This is a genomic window from Bartonella sp. B35(2025) (assembly GCF_053794465.1).
The window spans coordinates 354,544-375,913 of record NZ_CP200035.1; the positions used below are offsets into that span (position 1 = coordinate 354,544).

18 protein-coding genes and 2 pseudogenes are annotated in these 21,370 nt (G+C 36.7%); 17 read left to right on the top strand and 3 right to left on the bottom strand.

The genetic code is table 11. The features are described 5' to 3' along the window. The first annotated feature begins 33 nt into the window (after window positions 1-33). The 10 genes from kdsA (at window position 34) to V4P56_RS01430 (ending at window position 10,755) form a co-directional block, all read left to right on the top strand. On the top strand, window positions 34-876 hold the full coding sequence (gene kdsA, locus V4P56_RS01385; RefSeq protein WP_455482313.1) for a 3-deoxy-8-phosphooctulonate synthase: 843 nt from the start codon (window positions 34-36) through the stop codon (window positions 874-876). A gap of 69 nt (window positions 877-945) precedes the next feature. Then, window positions 946-2,214 (top strand): phosphopyruvate hydratase, encoded by a 1,269-nt coding sequence (eno, locus tag V4P56_RS01390; RefSeq protein ID WP_455482314.1) that lies wholly within the window; start codon window positions 946-948, stop codon window positions 2,212-2,214. 558 nt (window positions 2,215-2,772) lie between these two features. Beyond that, window positions 2,773-3,177 carry a TM2 domain-containing protein gene (locus V4P56_RS01395; RefSeq protein ID WP_455482315.1) on the top strand — a complete coding sequence of 135 codons (405 nt, stop codon included), beginning with the start codon at window positions 2,773-2,775 and terminating at the stop codon, window positions 3,175-3,177. A 176-nt stretch (window positions 3,178-3,353) separates the two neighbouring features. Then, window positions 3,354-3,683, top strand: a complete 330-nt coding sequence (locus V4P56_RS01400) for an FtsB family cell division protein (RefSeq protein ID WP_455482316.1) — start codon at window positions 3,354-3,356, stop codon at window positions 3,681-3,683. Window positions 3,684-3,811: 128 nt separating this feature from the next. After that, window positions 3,812-4,852 (top strand): pyruvate dehydrogenase (acetyl-transferring) E1 component subunit alpha, encoded by a 1,041-nt coding sequence (pdhA, locus tag V4P56_RS01405; protein ID WP_455482317.1) that lies wholly within the window; start codon window positions 3,812-3,814, stop codon window positions 4,850-4,852. 16 nt (window positions 4,853-4,868) lie between these two features. Next, complete coding sequence (locus V4P56_RS01410; protein ID WP_455482318.1) at window positions 4,869-6,230, top strand: pyruvate dehydrogenase complex E1 component subunit beta; 1,362 nt, start codon at window positions 4,869-4,871, stop codon at window positions 6,228-6,230. Window positions 6,231-6,244: 14 nt separating this feature from the next. Beyond that, window positions 6,245-7,582: a pyruvate dehydrogenase complex dihydrolipoamide acetyltransferase gene (locus V4P56_RS01415; protein ID WP_455482319.1), complete on the top strand. Its 1,338-nt coding sequence runs from the start codon at window positions 6,245-6,247 to the stop codon at window positions 7,580-7,582. A 211-nt stretch (window positions 7,583-7,793) separates the two neighbouring features. Next, the gene (gene lpdA, locus V4P56_RS01420; RefSeq protein ID WP_455482628.1) at window positions 7,794-9,254 is read left to right on the top strand and encodes a dihydrolipoyl dehydrogenase; all 1,461 of its coding nucleotides are present in this window, start codon (window positions 7,794-7,796) and stop codon (window positions 9,252-9,254) included. Window positions 9,255-9,328: 74 nt separating this feature from the next. Next, entirely contained in the window at window positions 9,329-10,291 is a 963-nt protein-coding gene (gene lipA, locus V4P56_RS01425) for a lipoyl synthase (RefSeq protein ID WP_455482320.1), read from the top strand. A gap of 2 nt (window positions 10,292-10,293) precedes the next feature. Further along, window positions 10,294-10,755: a type II toxin-antitoxin system RatA family toxin gene (locus V4P56_RS01430; protein WP_455482321.1), complete on the top strand. Its 462-nt coding sequence runs from the start codon at window positions 10,294-10,296 to the stop codon at window positions 10,753-10,755. A gap of 78 nt (window positions 10,756-10,833) precedes the next feature. On the opposite strand, the gene V4P56_RS01435 is transcribed toward V4P56_RS01430, so the two are convergent. Genes V4P56_RS01435 through rirA form a run of 3 tightly spaced genes read right to left on the bottom strand, consistent with a single transcriptional unit; the run spans window position 10,834 to window position 12,982 of the window. Then, a complete protein-coding gene (locus V4P56_RS01435) occupies window positions 10,834-11,322 on the bottom strand; it encodes a CinA family protein (protein WP_455482322.1) in 489 nt (162 codons plus the stop codon). Next, the gene (locus tag V4P56_RS01440) at window positions 11,319-12,518 is read right to left on the bottom strand and encodes a bifunctional 2-C-methyl-D-erythritol 4-phosphate cytidylyltransferase/2-C-methyl-D-erythritol 2,4-cyclodiphosphate synthase (RefSeq protein ID WP_455482323.1); all 1,200 of its coding nucleotides are present in this window, start codon (window positions 12,516-12,518) and stop codon (window positions 11,319-11,321) included. The genes V4P56_RS01435 and V4P56_RS01440 overlap by 4 nt, the downstream gene beginning before the upstream one ends. A gap of 17 nt (window positions 12,519-12,535) precedes the next feature. Then, a complete protein-coding gene (gene rirA / locus V4P56_RS01445) occupies window positions 12,536-12,982 on the bottom strand; it encodes an iron-responsive transcriptional regulator RirA (RefSeq protein ID WP_455482324.1) in 447 nt (148 codons plus the stop codon). A gap of 177 nt (window positions 12,983-13,159) precedes the next feature. Here rirA and V4P56_RS01450 point away from each other — a divergent pair, with 177 nt between their 5' ends. The 7 genes and pseudogenes from V4P56_RS01450 (at window position 13,160) to clpX (ending at window position 21,361) form a co-directional block, all read left to right on the top strand. Next, entirely contained in the window at window positions 13,160-15,382 is a 2,223-nt protein-coding gene (locus V4P56_RS01450; protein ID WP_455482325.1) for an ATP-binding protein, read from the top strand. Window positions 15,383-15,425: 43 nt separating this feature from the next. Continuing rightward, window positions 15,426-16,790 carry a nitrogen assimilation response regulator NtrX gene (gene ntrX / locus V4P56_RS01455; RefSeq protein ID WP_455482326.1) on the top strand — a complete coding sequence of 455 codons (1,365 nt, stop codon included), beginning with the start codon at window positions 15,426-15,428 and terminating at the stop codon, window positions 16,788-16,790. Further along, window positions 16,783-16,929, top strand: a pseudogene (locus V4P56_RS01460) (helix-turn-helix domain-containing protein); the annotation flags it as partial. The gene ntrX and the pseudogene V4P56_RS01460, both read left to right, overlap by 8 nt. A gap of 3 nt (window positions 16,930-16,932) precedes the next feature. After that, the gene (gene trkA, locus V4P56_RS01465) at window positions 16,933-18,309 is read left to right on the top strand and encodes a Trk system potassium transporter TrkA (protein WP_455482327.1); all 1,377 of its coding nucleotides are present in this window, start codon (window positions 16,933-16,935) and stop codon (window positions 18,307-18,309) included. Between the two features lie 14 nt (window positions 18,310-18,323). Then, window positions 18,324-19,128 (top strand): annotated as a pseudogene (locus tag V4P56_RS01470) (hypothetical protein). 143 nt (window positions 19,129-19,271) lie between these two features. Beyond that, window positions 19,272-19,901, top strand: a complete 630-nt coding sequence (gene clpP / locus V4P56_RS01475; protein ID WP_455482328.1) for an ATP-dependent Clp endopeptidase proteolytic subunit ClpP — start codon at window positions 19,272-19,274, stop codon at window positions 19,899-19,901. 185 nt (window positions 19,902-20,086) lie between these two features. Then, window positions 20,087-21,361: an ATP-dependent Clp protease ATP-binding subunit ClpX gene (gene clpX / locus V4P56_RS01480; protein WP_455482329.1), complete on the top strand. Its 1,275-nt coding sequence runs from the start codon at window positions 20,087-20,089 to the stop codon at window positions 21,359-21,361. Window positions 21,362-21,370 lie beyond the last annotated feature (9 nt).

The following is a 21,370-nucleotide window of genomic DNA, read 5'->3' on the forward strand; positions in this document are numbered from 1 at the left end:
TAAATTTAGTTATTTATTTTTTTGAGGAATAAGATGTATAAACCAAATGCTATTGTGAAAGTTGGAAAGACTATTTTCTCAAATGAGGCACCTCTTTCATTAATTGCAGGGCCATGTCAAATGGAGAGTCGCGATCATGCTTTTGAAATGGCTGGTCGTATTAAAGAAATTACAGATCAGGTAGGTATTGGATTTATTTATAAATCTAGCTATGATAAGGCTAACCGAACATCTCTTAATGCAGTGCGTGGTATTGGTCTTGAAAAAGCAATAGCTATTTTTTCTGATTTGAAAAAGGAATTTGGTTGTCCAGTATTGACTGATGTTCATACAGAAGAGCAATGTATTGCTGTTGCTTCAATAGTGGATGTTTTGCAAATACCTGCTTTTTTATGTCGTCAAACGGATCTTTTGGTGGCGGCAGCCAAAACAGGGCGTGTTATTAATATTAAAAAAGGCCAATTTTTAGCTCCGTGGGATATGGAAAATGTTTTGAGAAAGATTACTCAAAGTGGTAATCCCAATGTTATGCTTTGTGAGCGAGGCACTTCATTTGGATATAATCGCCTTATTTCTGATATGCGTGCATTGCCCATTTTGCGTTCATTTGGAGCCCCTGTTATTTTTGATGCAACACATTCTGTTCAGGAACCAGGTGGTAAAGGGGATTCATCTAGTGGGCAGCGTCAGTTTGTTGAAATTTTAGCACGTGCAGCTGTTTCTATTGGAGTTGCAGGTGTTTTCTTAGAAACGCATCAAGATCCTGATAATGCGCCCTCTGATGGACTTAATATGATTAAAATTGATGATTTACAAAGATTACTTGAGACTTTGATAGAATTTGATTATCTGTCAAAAAAAGTGGATCGAATATAAATATATAAAAGATATTCTGTTTTATGGTATCTAATATAGATCAATATTTTGTGAAATAAGGGAATTCATGTGACTAGTATTGTGGATATTATTGGGCGTGAAGTACTTGATAGTCGTGGTAATCCAACGGTAGAAGTTGATGTTCATTTGGAAAATGGAGTTTTTGGTCGTGCTATTGTTCCTTCAGGAGCATCGACAGGTACACATGAAGCGATGGAACTTCGTGATGGAGATGCACGCTATCAAGGTAAAGGGGTTAAAAAAGCGATTGCTGCAGTAAATGGTGAAATTCTTGAAGAACTTTGTGGGCGAGATGCAAGAAATCAAATAGCTATTGATCAAGCAATGATTGCTTTAGATGGGACACCGAATAAAGCCCGTCTTGGATCTAATGCTATTCTTGGTGTTTCATTAGCTGTTGCAAAAGCAGCGGCAAAGTCATTGTGTTTGCCTTTATATCGTTATATCGGTGGTATACAAGCGCGTATTCTTCCAACACCAATGATGAATATTATTAATGGTGGCGTACATGCTGATAATCCGATTGATTTTCAAGAATTTATGATTATTCCTATCGGAGCACCCACAATCAGAGAAGCAGTTCGCTATGGTGCTGAAGTCTTTCATACATTGAAAAAATATTTAAAAAAATCAGGTTATAATACCAATGTTGGTGATGAAGGTGGTTTTGCTCCTCAATTTAAAAATGCAGAACAAGTAATTGATTTTATTATAGAATCTATAATTTCGTGTGGATATAAACCAGGTGAACAAATTGCTCTTGGTTTGGATTGTGCTTCAACAGAATTTTATAAAAATGGTTTGTATTTTTATAAAGGTGAAGAGAAATATCGTGATGTTCAAGAACAAGTAGATTATTTGACTAAACTTGTTGAAACTTATCCTATTATTACGATTGAAGATGGGATGGCTGAGGATGATTGGGAGGGGTGGAAATTACTCACAGATTCAGTTGGTCAAAAGTGTCAGCTTGTTGGTGATGATTTATTTGTAACGAATCCAGTGCGTTTGCGTGATGGAATCAAAAAAGGTGTTGCCAATTCTATTCTTATTAAAGTTAATCAGATTGGTACGTTGAGTGAGACGCTTGATACTGTCGAAATAGCTCATCAAGCGGGTTATCGTACTGTTATATCTCACCGTTCAGGTGAAACAGAGGATACCTTTATTGCTGATCTTGCTGTTGCAACAAATTGTGGGCAAATAAAAACTGGTTCACTTGCACGTTCAGATAGAGTGGCAAAATATAATCAGCTCATTCGCATTGAAGAAATGCTAGGAGAACAGGCATGTTATGCTGGTATTTTGCATCGTTAATGATTATAAGCATAAAACGTTGTTTTTTGTACTATTATTAAATTTTTTATTACTAAATATTTTTAGTAAAAATTGCATAGGGAATAAAAATGAAAAGTAGGGTTATTAGTTAAGGATAAGGAGTTTATCTGGTTTTAGGTAAGATGGTAAGCATTATAGACTTACATTTGTAGCTTAGTTAAAAAGGTTCTCCTGAATATTAGCGATTCTATTGATTCTGTGTGTAATGGTAATGTTATTAGTTCTGCTTTCTCGTTATTTAAAAGTGAACATCAGGGAACTTCAAAGGTAGTATTCTTTTATTTATTTCTTTTTTTGAACATTAGGCATCTATTGTTTTATGGTTGATAAAGTGAAAATAGGTATTTTGATATTGATTTTAGCTATAATTAATTGTTGGATTAATTATTAATTTTATTTGAGTATTTATTGATTTTGTAATTATTACAGTTAGAGATTTCTTTAATAAGAGTAGGAATAAAATTACAAGTTAAAAAGCATTATATTAAGCTGTTATTTTTATGATGTATGAATGGCGATTTTGTAGGTGGTAAATAAATGAGAGGTATAATTATTAGCCAGGATCAAGGAACTTATCTCGTCTCAGGTGATGATGGTAAGCGTTATCAATTTGCGGTTTGGGATTGGTTAGGAAAGATCCCACCAAAAGTTGGTGATACCATTGATTTTGTGTGTGAAGGTAATTCCATAAATTCTGTTTTTCCACTGCTAAGTCAACAGTCAGAACAATCAAAAGTGATGTTAGCGCTTATTTGTTGGTTTGCTGGTGTATTCGGTATTCATCGCTTTTTGGTTGGTAGGATTTGGACTGGAATTTTAATGCTTGTTTTATCTTTATCAGTTATTGGATTGACTATTACTGGTATTTGGGCAATTGTTGATTTTATAATCATTATTGCAGGGAAATTTTCTGACAAAAGCGGGGATAAAATCGTAAATTAGCAGATACTGCATGATGTAATAAGATATGAAAAGTTGATGATATAGCTTATTTTTGTTGTGATAAAAGCATTCAAGGTATGATATTAATTTGCGTTGGTATAGGCATTTGTTAATGAAGTATTAATGAAAGTTGTGCACATAGTGAACTAAAATATTTTAAAAGATTGTGCTATTTTATGTGGACAAAGCAGAAACGGAGATCAGTAAAAGTACGCTTCATCCTGCCAATTATGACAGTAGGAGTTTTAAGCTACTTCAGTTATCATGTTTTTCATGGTGAGTATGGATTATATTCACGTAATGAAGTTAATAAACATATTGTTGAGTTAGAAGGGGAGCTTCGTAAAGTAGAAGCTGAACGAATATCTATTGAAAAGCGTATTACTCTTTTACGCGACGGGCATATTGAAAAGGATATGCTGGATGAGTATGTTCGGAGAAATTTAAACTTTTCTAAACCAAATGAATTGACAATTTTAACTCCTTTTAACGATATTAAAAGTTAATTAAAAATTATTTAATTTAAAAAAATATTTTAAAACAATTATCTATGGTATCATTTAGGTTGATTGATAGTGCTTGTAACTTTTGTTCGTAAAGGTTATTTCTAAATAATCATAAAAGGGAGTTTAATATGGCAGAACGGCTTAAAAAAAATTCTGCATCGGTGGTGCATTCTGCATTATCAAATACAACAAAGATAGCACAAATAGCTAATTTTACACGAGAAGAGGAAATTGATGCTTATCAAGAAATGCTTTTAATTCGTCGTTTTGAAGAAAAAGCAGGGCAACTTTACGGTATGGGGCTTATTGGTGGATTTTGTCATCTCTATATTGGACAAGAAGCCGTTGTTACTGGAACACTGAGGGCAGTAAAAGAAGGGGATCAGGTCATTACATCTTATCGTGATCATGGTCATATGTTGGCAGCTGGTATGAGCCCACGTGGTGTTATGGCAGAATTAACAGGACGTCAAGGTGGCTTTTCCAAAGGGAAGGGCGGCTCAATGCATATGTTCTCTAAAGAAAAAAACTTTTATGGTGGGCATGGTATTGTTGGTGCACAGGTTCCAATTGGCTCAGGTTTAGCATTTTCGAATCAGTATCTTGGTAAAGATAATGTAACATTGGTCTATTTTGGTGATGGTGCTGCAAATCAGGGGCAAGTTTACGAAAGTTTTAATATGGCTTCGCTTTGGAAACTCCCTGTTATCTATATTATTGAAAATAACCAGTATGCTATGGGAACATCAGTTGCTCGTGCATCTGCAGATATTGATTTTTCTCGTCGTGGTCTTTCTTTTGAAATTCCAGGTATTGTTGTTGATGGTATGGATGTACGAGCAGTTAAAGGAGCTGCTGATGAAGCAATTGCTTGGGCGCGTTCGGGTAAGGGGCCAATTATTCTTGATATGCAAACTTATCGCTATCGTGGTCATTCCATGTCTGATCCAGCAAAATATCGATCAAAGGAAGAAGTTCAGAAAATAAAAGAAGATTATGATCCAATTGATCAGGTAAAAAATCGGATTCTGCAACAAGGTTGGGCAAGCGAAGACGATTTAAAATCTATTGATAAGAAAGTGCGTGCAATTGTTGCTGATGCAGCGGATTTTGCACAAAGCGATCAGGAGCCAGATGCTTCTGAGCTTTATACTGATGTTTTAGTTTGATGCGAGGGAAGCAAGTATGTCTATTGATATTTTGATGCCAGCACTTTCGCCAACAATGGAAGAAGGTAAATTATCTAAATGGCTCAAAAAAGAAGGTGATAAAGTTAATTCTGGTGATGTGATTGCTGAAATTGAAACTGATAAAGCAATGATGGAAGTAGAAGTTGTCGATGAAGGAATTATTGGCAAAATTTGTGTGCTTGAAGGTTCCGAAGGAGTGAAAGTTAATACTGTTATTGCAGTATTGTTAGAGGAAGGTGAAAGCGCTGGGGATATTTTACCTACTGCTAATTCTTTGAATCTTCATCAAAAATCTAATAGAGAATCTTCATCTCTTTCTTCGTTAATGCCAGAATCTCATACTCTTGATTTAGATATTCCAGCAGGGACACAAATGGTTACAATGACGGTGCGTGAAGCGATCAACCAAGCTATGGCTGAAGAAATGCGGCGTGATGAGACAGTTTTCCTATTAGGGGAGGAAGTAGCGCAATATCAAGGTGCTTATAAAGTTAGCCAAGGTTTATTAGAAGAATTTGGTGCACGACGAGTTATTGATACCCCAATAACAGAGCACGGTTTTGCTGGCTTAGCTGTTGGTGCTGCATTTGGGGGACTGCGCCCCATTGTTGAGTTTATGACATTTAATTTTGCTATGCAGGCAATTGATCAAATTATTAATTCAGCAGCAAAGACTCGTTATATGTCCGGTGGACAAATGTCTACTCCAATAGTTTTTCGTGGTCCCAATGGTGCGGCTGCACGTGTCGGTGCTCAGCATTCTCAATGTTATGCTGCATGGTACAGTCATGTGCCAGGTCTTAAGGTTGTTATGCCTTATAGTGCTGCTGATGCAAAAGGTTTATTGAAAGCTGCTATTCGTGATGACAATCCTATTATTTTCCTTGAAAATGAGATTTTGTATGGCCATAAATTTGATGTTCCTCAGGTAGACGACTTTATTTTACCTATAGGTAAGGCACGCCTTCATAAATCTGGTCAGGATGTGACAATTGTTGCGTATGGGATTGGTATGCATTATGCGGTTCAAGCATTACCAGAAATTGAAAAACTTGGTATTGACGTTGAGTTGATTGATTTGCGAACTATTCGTCCGATGGATCTTCCAACGATTCTTACTTCAGTCAAAAAAACAGGTCGTTTAATAACAATTGAAGAAGGGTATCCTCAATCATCTGTTGGCACTGAGATAGCAACACGTGTTATGCAGCAAGCATTTGATTATCTTGATGCACCAGTTGCTACAATTGCTAGTAAAGATGTTCCTTTACCATATGCTGCTAATCTTGAAAAATTAGCTTTGCCCAGCATTGCTGAAATTGTCGAGACCGTTAAGGTTGTGACTTATAAAGCATAATGGAGGAAAGTACTATGCCTATTAAGATTACAATGCCTGCACTTTCTCCTACGATGGAAGAAGGGAATTTGTCAAAATGGAATGTTCAAGAAGGAGATATGGTTTCTCCTGGTGATGTTATCGCTGAAATTGAAACTGATAAGGCGACAATGGAAGTGGAGGCTGTCGATGAGGGAAGAGTTGCTAAAATTATTGTTCCTGCTGGAACGCAGGGAGTTAAAGTTAATACTTTAATTGTTATTTTAGCAGAAGAAGGTGAAGATTTAGCTGAGGCTATTAAGGTTGTAGAAGAAGAATCTACTTCTTTTGTAATCAAAGAATCAAAGGATGTGAAGCAGACAGACTTAAAAGTAGAAAAAGTAAAACAAGTAACTCATTTATTGCCAACTCAGCAATTAATAGAGAGCGATAAAAAGAATACACGTCTTTTCGCATCTCCTTTAGCACGGCGGTTAGCGGCTCAAGCTGGCCTTGATTTATCCCTTGTTTCTGGTAGTGGTCCGTATGGGCGTATTATCAAGCAAGATATAGAAAAAATCTTAAGTGATGGTGTTTTTGAGACACATGATTTATCACAAAACAAACAGCAGGTAGCTACAAGTACTTCTGATGAACAAACAATAAAGTTATTTAAAGAGGATGAGTATACATTTATCCCTCATCATAATATGCGTAAAATAATCGCTAAACGTTTGGTTGAATCTAAACAAAAAGTACCTCACTTTTATGTGACGGTAGATTGTGAGCTCGATGCATTATTAGAATTACGTGCACAATTGAATGCTGCGGTTCCGATGATTGAGACACAGGAAGGGCTTAAATCTTCTTATAAAATTTCAATTAACGATATGGTTATTAGAGCTGTAGCTCTTTCTTTAAAGGCAATTCCTAGTGCTAACGTATCTTGGCTTGAAGGTGGGATACTTCATCATAAACACTGCGATATTGGGGTTGCTGTTTCCGTTTCAAATGGGTTAATTACACCAATTGTTCGCCATGCAGAGGAAAAGTCTTTGTTAGTTATCTCTAATGAAATGAAGGATTTTGCAAAACGTGCACGTGAACATAAGCTAAAAATGGAAGAATATCAAGGAGGAACAACAGCTGTATCAAATATGGGGATGTATGGTGTGAAAAGTTTTTCTGCTATTCTTAATCCACCGCACGCAACGATTTTTGCAGTTGGTTCAGGTCAACAACGTGCAGTTGTTAAGAATGGTGCATTAGCAGTTGCAACAGTTATGTCGGTTACACTTTCTGTTGATCATCGTGCTATTGATGGTGCATTAGCAGCAGAACTAGCTCAAACTTTTCAGAAGATGATTGAAAATCCATTAGCGCTGTTAATTTGATTTATTTAAAAGTGTTTCACATAATTGTATGTGATAGTGATACATTAGTATAGGAAAAGAAAATTTAAAGAATTTAAACGGCAACATTATCGTTTATTTTAATTTGATAAAGGCATCTATATAAATCTTTAGATAAAATTCTGTTATGTTGGTTTTTGATCTTAAGCCAAAAGAGAGTGTATCTATTTTTTATATCCATGGAGGAGTTACTTTGGCGGATCTTTATGATGTAATTGTGATTGGCTCAGGGCCTGGCGGATATGTGACTGCAATTCGTGCAGCGCAGTGTGGTTTCAAGACTGCAATTGTTGAACGTGAACATTTAGGTGGAATTTGCTTAAATTGGGGCTGTATCCCAACAAAAGCACTCTTACGCTCAGCAGAAATAAAGCATTTTGCCGAACATGCTAAAGATTATGGAATAAAGCTTAATGGTTCCATTGAAGTCAATATCAAAGATGTCGTAGCCCGCTCGCGCAGGGTTTCTGCACGTTTAAATACTGGCGTTAATTTTCTTATGAAAAAAAATAAAATAGATATTATTTGGGGTGAAGCAAAGCTAACTGGAAAAGCTAAGGGAAGTCAGTTTACAGAAGTTATGGTTTCCTCAACATCCAAGAAAATTATGCAGCCACAAAATCCAATTCCTAAAGAAACGCTCGGGGAGGGAATTTACCAAGCGAAATATGTAATTATTGCGACTGGTGCACGTCCTCGTGTTCTTCCTAGTGTTGAGCCAGATGGAAGGCTTATTTGGACTTATTTTGAAGCTATGATTCCACCTATAATACCAAAATCACTTTTGGTAATAGGATCTGGAGCAATTGGTATTGAATTTGCTTCTTTTTATCATGATATGGGAGCTAAAGTAACTGTTATTGAAATGATGCCTCACATTATGCCAGCTGAAGATACTGAAATTTCAATATTTTCTCGTAAACAGTTAGAGAAAAAAGGTATCCGCATTCTTACGCAGGCAAAAGTAACAAAAGTTGAAAAAGCTTCTAATTCTATTACTGCACATATTGAAATTAAAGGAAAGACAGAAACAATTATGGCTGATCGGTTGATTTCAGCTATTGGGGTTCAAGGCAATATTGAAAATCTTGGATTAGAAGCGTTAGGTATAAAAACCGATCGTGGGTGCATTGTAACTGATGAATGGAATTGGACAGGGGTAAAGGGTATTTATGCTATTGGTGATGTGGCCGGTCCTCCTATGCTAGCACATAAGGCAGAAGAAGAAGGAGTAATATGCATTGAACATCTTGCGGGTTTAAAGAATATTCATCCACTTGATAAGAAAAAAATTCCAGGATGTACATATTGTACACCACAAGTGGCATCCGTAGGGCTTTCAGAAGTGATGGCGAAAGAAGCTGGTTATGATATACATATTGGTCGTTATTCCTTTTCAGCCAATGGTAAGGCTATCGCATTAGGTGAAGATCATGGATTAGTTAAAACTATCTTTGATAAAAAAACAGGACAGCTTCTTGGTGCGCATATGGTAGGGGCAGAAGTAACAGAATTAATTCAAGGTTTTGTTATTGCTATGAATCTTGAAACCACTGAAAAAGAATTGATGCATACTGTTTTTCCACATCCAACATTATCGGAAATGATGAAAGAAAGTGTATTAGATGCTTATGATCAGGTTTTAAATGCTTAATGCTTGAATTGTATAAAAGATCTTGTTTTTGTGGTGTTTCATTAGTATTCCATATTTGCAAGGTAGGAATTTGAATGGTTACGGTTGTTGATAAAGTTACGCATAGACGTCTGCGTCACCCTGAAAAAGCGCATCGTCCAGATACAAGCGTTCAGAAAAAACCGGATTGGATTCGCGTAAAAGCACCAACATCACAAATATATAAGGAAACACATAGCATTGTACGCACCAATAAATTGGTGACTGTATGTGAAGAAGCAGGGTGTCCAAATATTGGTGAATGTTGGAGTCAGCGGCATGCTAGCTTCATGATTTTAGGTGAGATATGTACACGGGCTTGTGCATTTTGTAACGTTGCAACAGGTATTCCGCTAGCAGTTGATGACAATGAGCCAGAACGTGTAGCAGATGCTGTTGCTCAAATGGGATTAAAACATGTTGTGATTACATCTGTTGACCGTGATGACCTTGTTGATGGTGGTGCACAACATTTTGCAAAAGTTATTTATGCTATTCGTTTGTTATCTCCCAAGACAACAATTGAAGTTCTTACACCTGATTTTCGCCATAAAGATGGTGCTTTAGAAATTGTTGTTGCTGCTAAACCTGATGTTTTTAACCATAATTTGGAAACAGTTCCATCTAAATATTTAAAAGTTCGTCCAGGAGCGCGCTATTTTCATTCAATTCGATTATTACAACGCGTTAAAGAACTTAATCCGACAATCTTCACAAAATCAGGGATTATGGTGGGATTTGGAGAAGAACGAAATGAAATTCTACAATTGATGGATGATTTACGCTCTGCAGATGTTGATTTTATGACAATTGGACAATATTTGCAGCCTACACGAAAACATCATCCAGTTATTCGTTTTGTACCTCCTGAAGAATTTGAATCTTTTGCAAAGATTGGCAAAGCAAAGGGTTTTTTACATATGGCTTCCAGTCCTTTGACACGTTCATCTCATCATGCAGGAGATGATTTTAAAATTTTGCAAAAAGCACGTGATGAGAAATTTGCATTACAGAGATAATCATGCCAACTTTTACAACACATCGGCAGGTTGCGCATAGTGCCCGTGAAATGTTTAATCTTGTTTCAGATGTTGAACGTTATCCTGAATTCTTACCGATGTGTGAAGCCTTAGTAGTACGTTCTCGGAAAGAATGTGAGGAAAAAACATTGCTTCTTGCTGATATGACAGTTGGCTATAAGGCTATCCAAGAAACTTTCACGACTCAGGTATTTCTTCAACCAAGAGAAAATATCATAGAAGTTAAATATATTGATGGTCCATTCAGATATCTTGAAAATCGCTGGGTATTTCATCATATCGAGAATAAAAATGCATGTAACGTAGAATTTTTTATTGATTATGAATTTAAAAGCAAAATGCTTGGACTGGTTATGGGTTCAATATTTGATGTTGCTTTTCGTAAATTCACTGATGCTTTTGAAATGCGTGCTCATAAGATTTATGGTTTTCCGGTAATATGATCTTGTTATATAATAAATATTGCGGTTTCGTGAATTATGGTTACGCTGATATGAAGTCTAAATTAGATATGAAAAGTATCATTGAAGAGATTTTAGAATCATTTTTAAAGCATTCTCAACAGTTGCATGACGGATAGCATTACGATCAAGATTCTTGAAGTAGGTTTCTGTGTGCAAAGTTTTACGGTTTTTGTAAGCAACGGCGAAATGTACAAGTCCTACAGGTTTGCTGAGACATGCACCTCCAGGGCCTGCAATTCCTGTTACAGAAACTGCGATTGTAGCTTGTGAATATTTTAATCCTCCCTCTGCCATTGCAATAGCAACTTCTTTTGAAACTGCACCATATGTTTTTATAAGTTCAGCACATACACCAACAAGACGCATTTTAGATTCATTTGAATAAACAACAAATCCACAATCAAGCACATCAGATGATCCGGCAATATTAGTAAGATTTGCGGCAATAAGCCCCCCTGTACAAGACTCAACTGTTGTTAAAATTAAGCCATTTTGGCGACAAGCTTTAAGAACTGCATGTGCTTGCTTTTCACAAAAATACATCATTTAGAAATTTCTCCTGGATAAAGAACAGTAGCAGTTGCAAGAGCAGCGATTCCTTCTTCACGACCAATAAATCCGAGCTTTTCATTTGTTGTTGCTTTTATGGAAATCCGATCAGGTGAAATTTTGAGTATATTCACAAGGTTTGTTGTCATTGTATAACGATAAGAACTAATTTTGGGTTTTTCAGCAATCAATGTGATATCAACATTAACAATACGGCCACCTGCTTGTTTAATAATATCAATGGCATGGCGTAGAAAAATTTCTGATGATGTATTTTTCCACTGAGGATCAGAAGGAGGAAAATGTGTACCGATATCTCCTGCGCCTTGAGTAGCGAGAAGAGCATCTGTTAGCGCATGAAGGGCAACATCAGCATCTGAATGCCCATTTAATTTTTTATGAAAAGGGATTTTTATACCACATAATGTGATAAAAGTTCCTTCTTTGAATGAATGGACATCATAGCCATTGCCGGTGCGGATATCAGGGAATATTTGCATTTTTTTTTGGAGATGTAAATGTGCAGTATCAAAATCTTCGTGCCATGTAATTTTTATGTTGTTAGGGCTTCCGGGGATAGTACGCATAGGAATACCAAACCATTCAGCAATTGCTGAATCATCAGTAAAATCATATTTACAGAATTGTATTGCTTTTTCATGGGCAGCTAAGATGCGTTCAAATGGGAAACACTGTGGGGTTTGTGCACTACAAAGATTGGTACGTGGAATTGTTTCTAAAACATAGTGTGTATTATTTACACGTTTCAGGGTGTCAGAAATGGTGAGAGCGGGTAAAACACCTTCTTTATGATTGACAGTAGTATGGATTTGCTCAAGAAGTGTATTTTCAATGAAGGGGCGTACTCCATCGTGAATATGAACATATTTTGGTCTGATTTTTTTTAGTGCGTGAAGCCCACGTAAGGTGGATGCTTGACGTGTATCACCTCCTTCAACAATTATGATATGCTCCCTAAAATCGGCTATAGCTTGTTCGCAAATTTGATGATCTTCTGGATGAATAACTAAAATTATCGTTGTGATAGCTGGATGTTGCCAAAAACAACGCACGGTATGATAAATAACCGGCTTTTGTCCTAAAAGTCGATATTGTTTTGGCGTTTTTTGTGAAAGTCTTGCTCTTTCACCGCGTCCAGCGGCTAATATTATAGCTGCAATAGAAATATCCAATCTCCTTTTTCATTATTTCAGCTGATTGTTTCGTGATTATTAATTTTTAATTGATTTGGAAAAGATGTTTGTTGCAGATCAGCAATGGATGTTACTGATAATACATCAAAAAAAGCATTTAATGCTTTTTTAAGTGTAATATTTAAACCACAAAAATTAACTAATGGGCAATTAGGTTCTGCAGTATCAAAACATTCTGCCATAGAAAAATTATCTTCCGTTACTTTTACAACATCTGCTACCGAAATTTCGGTTGCAGGTTTAGCTAATTTAATACCACCATTTCGACCCCGTACAGTTTGTATAAAACCTGCCTCAACGAGTGGTTGAAGAATTTTAAATAAAAAAAGCTCAGAAACAGCATGTACCTTAGCAATTTCTGGGATACGGCTGAGAGATCCCTGATTACCTGCACAGTACATGAGCATCCGGAGGGCATAGTTTGTTTGTCTAGTTAACCGCATTTCACCTCCTATTAAAGTATAGTCAATACACTTTTTATTTTAAAGATATTCTAAAAAATGTAGAAGTTTTTCTTTTATTTACTAGATTAGCTGTATTTTAAATACAGCATTGGTATTGTCAATTTTTGTTACAAGAGGTTATATGGAAAAGATAGGATAAAATAATGTAAACTGACTATGAATACAATATCTGTGACAAATCTCAAAAACATAGATCAAGACACTTATAATGATGAGCTATATCATTTAAGTAAAATGTATACGTTTTTAGGTATCACAATCATTGTATTAGCTTTGCTAACGGCTTCTGTATCATTTATCATTCTTATTGGCCTAACCCCTGTTGTTCCCAGTAAAATTGTAACGCTAATCCTTATAGGGATTAATAGCATTTGGGTTTTGGGGCTTGTAATAATTGTCTTTTATGAAATAATTCCTATTATTCGTGCGTGGCGATTAAGACGTGCTGGCTCACGTCTTCATGTACGTCTTATTTCGTTGTTTGCGCTTGTTGCAACAGTTCCAGCTGTTGCTGTCGCACTCGTATCAGGGCCTGCTCTTAATTTAGGTCTTGATCGATGGTTTGATACGACGACTCGGCAAATTGTTAATTCTTCTATCGATTTAGCAAATGCTTATGCGGATGAGATGCTTCAAAATTTGAAAAATTTATCCTATGCTATGGCATTTGCACTCGATAATAAAAAGCTTTTAGAGCGTAATCCAGTTGAATATAGAATAAAATTGACACGTCATGCTGCAGGGCGCAATCTTCGTGGTGCATTTTTGTTGAGTTCAAGTGGAGCTGTTTTTATATCAAGCGATCTTGGTGATGAGGATAAATTACCTATCCCACCATCCAATCTTATTGAGCGTGCAACCAGCACGAGGCCTTTTTCTTTTCAACCTGGGGTTCACGATTATTTTGGTATTATTTTAAAATTTACCAATATTCCAAATACATTTTTATACTTGGTACGTGACATTGATGAAGATGTTTTGTCTGCTTTACGTTTAACGGAAGTTAATACAGATCACTATCGTGATTTAAATGAAAATCGTTTGCCGATGCAAATCGCATTTGGTACACTTTATCTTTGTCTTTTTTTTAGTTTATTCTTATCGGCTATTTGGGCCGGTATTGCTGTTGCTGATCGCTTAGTGCGTCCTATTCGTCTTCTTATTAGTGCAGCTGATAATGTGGCTGCTGGGAATATGGAAGTTTTTGTACCAGTACGCGCGCGGGATGGTGATCTTGGACAATTATCAAAAACTTTCAATTATATGGTAAGTGAACTAAAGAGTCGGCGCAATGAATTGATCGCAGTGCGTGACCAAATTGATGAGAGGCGACGTTTTTCTGAGGCTGTTTTATCTGGTGTAACAGCGGGTGTAGCTGGGATCGGCGATAATGGTGATATTACAATTATTAATCGGTCTATTGAAGCAATGTTTGGTGTTCGTTCTGAACAAGTTATTGGACGCAGTCTTTTATCATTAAGTGCTGAAATTGGGCAGGTTTTTAAATTTGCACGTTCATTAGGTCGTAAAAATCATCGTGAACAGGTAAGTTTAAGTGTTGCTGGAAAAGAACGTGTTTTTAATGTGCAAATTACTATGGAAGAGGATGATGGGCAGGGTCAATCCTGGGTTTTGACGATTGATGATATTACAGATCTTGTTGAAGCGCAGCGTTCATCTGCTTGGGCAGATATTGCACGTCGCATTGCACACGAAATCAAAAATCCACTTACACCTATTCAGCTATCAGCTGAACGTATTCGTAAACGTTATAATAAAATTATCACACAGGATAAGGAAGTTTTTGAGCAGTGTATCGATACGATTATTCGACAAGTTGGAGATATTGGGCGTATGGTTGATGAATTTTCTTCTTTTGCGCGTATGCCCAAACCAAAAATACGTATTTTAGATATACGTGAATTACTACGTGAAGCATGTTTCTTGATAGAAGTTACACGACATGATATTTATTTTGAGCAAGATTTAGGAAGTGTACCACTTGTCGGTGCATTTGATAATCGTCTCATTGTTCAAGCTTTTTGCAATGTTATCAAAAATGCTAGCGAGGCTATCGATTCAATCGCACGAGAAGAAGGTATTCATGGTCATATCCTTGTACGTTCTTATCATCAAGAAGAATGCTTAATTGTAGATATTATTGACAATGGTAAAGGACTTCCTAAAGAGCAAAGGCAAAAATTATTGGAACCTTATATAACAACGCGAGAAAAAGGAACAGGGCTTGGATTAGCCATTGTACGAAAAATTATTGAAGATCATGGTGGTTATATGGAACTACATGATGCACCAAAAAATTTTTATGATGGTCGTGGTGCAATGATTCGTTTGGTATTTCCAGCAAATGGGGTTAAGTAAGATGGTATTGCACAAGCTACGAATCATAAAATAGGGGGATAAGATGGTATCAGATATCTTAATTATTGATGATGAGGTGGATATTCGTGAGCTTGTTGCTGGTATTTTAAATGATGAAGGCTACGAAACGCGTGTTGCATGTAACTCCGATGAAGCGTTAGCGAAAATTAATGAGCGTATCCCAAAGCTAATTTTTTTAGATATTTGGTTACAGGGAAGCCGTATTGATGGTTTAACGCTGCTTGATGAAATTAAAACACGATATCCTACTCTTCCAGTAGTTATGATATCCGGTCATGGTAATATTGAAACGGCTGTTTCTGCTATAAAACGAGGAGCGTATGATTTCATTGAAAAACCTTTTAAAGCTGATCGGCTTGTATTGGTTGCTGAACGGACTCTTGAAAATTCGAAATTAAAACGAGAGCTTTCAGAATTACGAAAGCGTTCAAGCGAGACACCAGAATTAATTGGAACATCGTCCGTTATGAAACATTTACGTCAAACCATAGAAAAAGTAGCACCAACCAATAGTCGTATTATGATTAGTGGCCCTTCAGGTGCAGGAAAAGAAATGGTGGCACGTGCTATTCATGCACTGTCAGCACGTTCGAATGGCCCTTTTGTTGTAATCAATGCAGCAACGATTACCCCAGAAAGAGTAGAAATAGAATTGTTTGGCAACGAAAGGGAAGATGGTGAGCGCAAGATCGGTGCATTAGAAGAAGCTCATGGCGGAATACTATATCTTGATGAAATTGCTGATATGCCTCGCGAGACTCAAAGTAAGATTCTTCGAGTATTGACAAATCAGACATTTGAAAGGGTTGGTGGTACAAAACGTGTTAAAGTGGATGTTCGTGTAATTTCATCAACAGCACAAAATCTTGAAAATCTTATTTCTGATGGGTACTTTAGAGAAGATCTTTTTCATCGTCTTTCGGTTGTTCCCGTTGCAGTTCCACCACTTTCTGCCCATCGTGAAGATATTCCAGAGCTTGTGCGTCATTTTGTTAGAATAATATCACAGCAGGTCGGTATTAAGCCACGTGAAATTAGCGATGATGTCATAACTATTTTGCAAACGCATGCTTGGCCAGGTAATGTGCGGCAGTTACGCAACAATATTGAACGTCTTCTTATTCTTGCACGTGATGGTGATGGTCCAATAACGGCAGAATTTCTTCCTACTGAAGTAAGCGATTCTTTGCTATGTTTTCAGATAAATACAGATGAGAGCATAATGGATTTACCGTTACGTGAAGCACGAGAATTATTTGAAAAAAGGTATTTAGTGGCGCAGATTGGGCGTTTAGGTGGGAATATATCACGTACAGCTGAGTTTATAGGTATGGAGCGTTCAGCTTTGCATCGTAAGCTTAAAACGCTTGGAGTTTCATATACGTGAAGCACGAGAATTATTTGAAAAAAGGTATTTAGTGGCACAGATTGGGCGTTTGGGTGGGAATATATTGCGTACAGCTGAGTTTATAGGTATGGAGTGTTCAGCTTTGCATCGTAAGCTTAAAACACTTGGAGTTTCATAGAGTATGCATATTATTATTTGCGGAGCAGGACAGGTTGGTTATGGGATAGCCGAGCGTCTTGCTGCTGAGAATCACGATGTGACTGTTATTGATATTGAAGCAAAATTGGTTGAGAAAATTAGCGATACGCTGGATGTGAGAGGCTTTATTGGTCATGGTTCACAGCCTGAGGTGCTTTTAGCTGCTGGTGCAGATAAAGCTGATATGCTGATTGCGGTAACTTTATTTGATGAAGTCAATATGGTAGCTTGTCAGGTAGCACACTCATTGTTCAATGTTCCAACTAAAATAGCACGTATTCGCTCACAATCTTATTTAGAACCATGCTATAAAACGCTTTTTACTAGAGAGAATATCCCCATTGATGTGGTTATTTCACCAGAAGTTGAAGTGGGGGAAATGGTTTTGCGCCGTATTGCTTTACCTGGTGCAATAGATGTTCTTTATTTTTGTAATGATGATATTGTTGCGTTAGCTTTGGAATGTATGGAAGATTGTCCAGTCATTAATACACCTTTACGTCAGTTAACGGAGCTTTTTCCAGATCTTCGGACGACAGTTACTGGGATTAAACGTGGTTCGGAATTAATAATAGCGCACTCAGAAACACAATTACGCGTTGGTGATGTGATTTATCTCGTTGCTGATCGTGATCAGATGCGTCGTGCAGTTGGGATTTTTGGTCATAAAGAACAGGATGCGCATCGTATGATTATTGCAGGAGGTGGACATATTGGCCTTTATGTTGCTCAAGCTATTGAAAAGCGGTTGCATAAGTTAAGGTTAAAAATTATAGAATCGCATAAAGAAAGAGCGCTCACAATTGCTGACCAACTCGAAAAAACAACTGTTTTATATGGTAATGTATTGGATCCAGTGATTCTTCAGGAAGCTGGAATTGATCAAGCTGATTTAATGATTACGTTGACTAATCAAGATCAAGTTAATCTCTTAAGTGCTATTATCTCTAAAAGATTGGGATGCAGAGCCAATATGGTATTAATTAATAATGTTGCTTACCAAGAATTTAGTCGCACAGTTGGTATTGATGCATATCTTAATCCACATAGTGTTACTATATCGAAAATTTTACAGCAAATGCGTCGTGGGCGTATTCGTGCTGTTCATTCAGTTTTTAATGGTCAGGCAGAAATTATTGAGGCTGAAGTGATGCAAACGTCTTCATTGATTGGTAAGTCATTGTCAGAACTTAAGTTATCAGATGGTTTAAGGATTGGTGCGATTTATCGTAATAAGACAATAATACAGCTTTCAGCAGTTACACATATTTTACCTGGTGATCGGATAGTGATTTTTGCTCTTGCTGATAGTGTTCGTGATGTTGAACAATTATTTCGCGTAAGTTTAGAATATTTTTGATACGTTCATTGCTTATGGATATTTGTACTTTTGGGTATAGTGGACAATTAAGACTGGTTGATAGGCTGTGTTTGTCATCAATGGTTAGAACTGGGCAGAAGGTTAAGCTTTTCAGTTATGACAAAGTGGAAAATTTGCCTGTTGGTGTTGAATTGCATAATGCTGAATCAATTTTACCGCGTTCAGCAATTTATCGCCTTGATCCAAATTTTTGTGACAGTGAACAAGGGTGTACAATTGTTCAGTTTTCGGATTTTTTTCGCGTTATATTGATGAAATATCAGCAGGGTGTTTGGTTGGATACGGATGTCTATCTAGTTAAGCAGTTTCATCCAGATATTGATAAAGTTTGGTTTGCAAAAGAAAATTCTGTAAAAGTAGGCGTTTCTGCACTTTATTTACCGTCTGATAATCCTATTATAAAAGTGTTTGAGGATTATTGGGCAAGTACAAAGATTATTCCTGATTGGTTAGGATTTAAACGCCGTGTTTTGAGGCCATTTTGGTTAAAGATGAAAAAAACCAATTTTACCGAGAAATCTTGGAATTACGATATTTGGCAATGATGGTATTTCACGGTTGGCTAAACGATATGGTTTTTTTCATGAAGCAAAGGAAAAAGAAACTTTTTATTATTGGACTGGACGAAAAACTGAGTATATTTTTAATCCAGCTTTTGGGATTGAACCGCTTACAGATTCACGTTTAATAGGATTTCATATCCATAGAAAGGCAAAGACAACTCAAAGACCTCAAAAAGGAAGCTTTTATCATTGGGCAGTGTCCCGTATTCCTGGTGCTGATGATTTTTTCAGATAAGTTATTATTGCTATTTTAACCATTAGGATTTTAATCTTGTTTAAAGAGAATTGGTTGTAGTTTGCATAAGAGAGCAATGTTAGCATATGGATAAAATTATTGAATGTGTAAAAAATAATTCTTATATGAACGGAAGTAAAAATATGAATAATCCAATGAAAACAGCATTAAGTCTTGTTCCTATGGTAATTGAACAGACTAATCGTGGTGAGAGAGCCTATGATATTTTTTCTCGTCTTTTGAAAGAGCGGATCATTTTTATTAATGGGCCTGTTGAAGATAATATGGCGATGCTTGTTTGTGCACAATTACTTTTCTTGGAAGCAGAAAATCCTAAAAAAGAAATTAGTCTTTATATTAATTCACCGGGTGGTGTAGTGACATCTGGTATGGCTATTTATGATACTATGCAGTTTATTCGTCCTCCTGTTTCTACACTTTGCATGGGACAGGCAGCATCTATGGGATCGTTACTTTTAACAGCTGGAGCAAAAGGTCATCGTTTTACATTACCGAATGCACGTATTATGGTGCATCAGCCATCTGGTGGGTTTCAAGGTCAAGCTTCAGATATTGAACGGCATGCGCAAGATATTATAAAGATGAAGCAACGTTTAAATGAAATTTATGTTCAACATACAGGTCAGGATTATGAAGTTATTGAGAGAACCTTAGATCGTGATCATTTTATGACAGCAGAAGAAGCAAAGCAATTTGGTTTAGTCGATGACGTTATACAATATCGCGCAGAAACTGAAGAAGAAAAAGATTAAGAATTTTTATAGAAAAAACAGATACCTTAAATAGAGAGTTTTGTAAAAATTATCGCGAAAATAACAGAAAAACACCTAAAGATATTATGACATATGTAGTCTTGTATATCTTTTTTAGTTGTCATTATGAAAAACTTCATTTGAAAAAATGAAATATTCATATATCGTGGTGAAAGGAAAGTGAAATGAGCAAAATTAGCAATAGCGGGGGCGAAGCAAAAAATACTCTCTATTGCTCGTTCTGTGGCAAAAGTCAACATGAAGTACGTAAGCTCATTGCAGGGCCTGCTGTATTCATCTGTGATGAATGTGTAGAGCTTTGTATGGATATTATTCGTGAAGAAAATAAGTCTTCAGGGATTAAGGCGCGTGATGGTATTCCTACTCCACAAGAAATTATAACAGTTCTTGATGATTACGTTATTGGCCAACGGCATGCAAAACGCGTTCTTTCTGTTGCTGTCCATAATCATTATAAGAGGCTTGCGCATCAATCTAAGAGCAATGATATTGAGTTAGCAAAATCGAATATTCTTCTTGTTGGTCCTACGGGATGTGGTAAGACTTATCTAGCACAGACATTAGCACGCATCATTGATGTACCTTTTACGATGGCAGATGCAACTACTTTGACGGAAGCAGGATATGTGGGTGAAGATGTTGAAAATATTATTCTGAAGCTTCTTCAATCTGCTGATTATAATGTTGAACGTGCACAGCGTGGTATTGTATATATTGATGAGGTTGATAAAATTTCTCGTAAAGCTGAGAATCCTTCTATTACCAGAGATGTTTCAGGGGAAGGTGTTCAGCAAGCATTGTTAAAAATTATGGAAGGGACAGTTGCATCTGTTCCTCCACAAGGTGGGCGAAAGCATCCACAGCAAGAGTTTCTTCAGGTTGATACAACAAATATTTTATTTATTTGTGGAGGTGCTTTTGCTGGTTTGGAACGGATTATTTCAGGACGCGGTGAAAGAGTTTCTATCGGTTTTTCTGCTACTGTTAAAGCACCTGATGAACGTTGTGTTGGTGAGATTTTCCGTGATTTAGAGCCTGAAGATCTCGTGAAATTTGGCTTAATACCAGAGTTTATTGGTCGTCTTCCTATTGTCGCTACTTTAGAAGATTTAGACGTTGGTGCCCTTGTTCAAATTTTATCACAACCTAAAAATGCGTTAGTTAAGCAATATCAGCGTCTCTTTGAGATGGAGAATGTTGAGTTATCGTTTCATGAAGATGCTTTACGAGTTATCGCCAAGAAGGCGATTGAGCGTAAAACTGGTGCGCGTGGTTTACGTTCTATTATGGAGAAGATACTTCTTGAGACTATGTTTGAGCTACCAGCTCTTGAAGGTGTTCAAAAAGTGGTAATATCGAGCGATGTGGTTGATGGGAAAGCTCGTCCTCTTTACATCTACTCAGAATGTGCAGAAGATAAAGAAAATGTATCAGCATGATCTTGTATG

What these genes read in the sequence shown, in the direction of transcription:
- kdsA (WP_455482313.1), top strand. Translation starts at nt 34, where the DNA reads ATGTATAAACCAAATGCTATTGTGAAAGTTGGAAAGACTATTTTCTCA.
- V4P56_RS01395 (WP_455482315.1), top strand. Translation starts at nt 2,773, where the DNA reads ATGAGAGGTATAATTATTAGCCAGGATCAAGGAACTTATCTCGTCTCA.
- V4P56_RS01400 (WP_455482316.1), top strand. Translation starts at nt 3,354, where the DNA reads ATGTGGACAAAGCAGAAACGGAGATCAGTAAAAGTACGCTTCATCCTG.
- pdhA (WP_455482317.1), top strand. Translation starts at nt 3,812, where the DNA reads ATGGCAGAACGGCTTAAAAAAAATTCTGCATCGGTGGTGCATTCTGCA.
- V4P56_RS01410 (WP_455482318.1), top strand. Translation starts at nt 4,869, where the DNA reads ATGTCTATTGATATTTTGATGCCAGCACTTTCGCCAACAATGGAAGAA.
- V4P56_RS01415 (WP_455482319.1), top strand. Translation starts at nt 6,245, where the DNA reads ATGCCTATTAAGATTACAATGCCTGCACTTTCTCCTACGATGGAAGAA.
- lipA (WP_455482320.1), top strand. Translation starts at nt 9,329, where the DNA reads ATGGTTACGGTTGTTGATAAAGTTACGCATAGACGTCTGCGTCACCCT.
- V4P56_RS01430 (WP_455482321.1), top strand. Translation starts at nt 10,294, where the DNA reads ATGCCAACTTTTACAACACATCGGCAGGTTGCGCATAGTGCCCGTGAA.
- V4P56_RS01435 (WP_455482322.1), bottom strand. Translation starts at nt 11,322, where the DNA reads ATGATGTATTTTTGTGAAAAGCAAGCACATGCAGTTCTTAAAGCTTGT.
- rirA (WP_455482324.1), bottom strand. Translation starts at nt 12,982, where the DNA reads ATGCGGTTAACTAGACAAACAAACTATGCCCTCCGGATGCTCATGTAC.
- V4P56_RS01450 (WP_455482325.1), top strand. Translation starts at nt 13,160, where the DNA reads ATGAATACAATATCTGTGACAAATCTCAAAAACATAGATCAAGACACT.
- ntrX (WP_455482326.1), top strand. Translation starts at nt 15,426, where the DNA reads ATGGTATCAGATATCTTAATTATTGATGATGAGGTGGATATTCGTGAG.
- trkA (WP_455482327.1), top strand. Translation starts at nt 16,933, where the DNA reads ATGCATATTATTATTTGCGGAGCAGGACAGGTTGGTTATGGGATAGCC.
- clpP (WP_455482328.1), top strand. Translation starts at nt 19,272, where the DNA reads ATGAATAATCCAATGAAAACAGCATTAAGTCTTGTTCCTATGGTAATT.
- clpX (WP_455482329.1), top strand. Translation starts at nt 20,087, where the DNA reads ATGAGCAAAATTAGCAATAGCGGGGGCGAAGCAAAAAATACTCTCTAT.